The organism is Nocardia amamiensis (assembly GCF_015477605.1).
GTDB classification, from domain to species: domain Bacteria; phylum Actinomycetota; class Actinomycetes; order Mycobacteriales; family Mycobacteriaceae; genus Nocardia; species Nocardia amamiensis_A.
Genome location: NZ_JADLQX010000293.1, coordinates 1 through 280 on the forward strand (window position 1 = coordinate 1; position 280 = coordinate 280).

The following is a 280-nucleotide window of genomic DNA, read 5'->3' on the forward strand; positions in this document are numbered from 1 at the left end:
TTCCGTGCTGCGGGTAAACTGCTGGATAGCCACAAAGGCCAGCTGCCAACCCGTCTGTGGGTGGCACCGCCAACCAAGATGGATGCGGCACAGCTGACCGAAGAAGGCTACTACAGCGTATTCGGCAAAAGCGGTGCGCGTATCGAGATCCCGGGCTGTTCACTCTGCATGGGTAACCAGGCACGTGTTGCAGATGGTTCGACGGTGGTCTCGACTTCGACCCGTAACTTCCCGAACCGTCTGGGTAACGGCGCTAACGTCTACCTGGCGTCAGCGGAGC

The 280-nt window shown here is 59.6% G+C and carries 1 protein-coding gene; it reads left to right on the top strand.

Translation table 11 applies throughout. The features are described 5' to 3' along the window. Positions 1-280: aconitase family protein (locus tag IU459_RS40365; RefSeq protein WP_267469956.1), on the top strand; the 280-nt coding region annotated here is incomplete at both ends.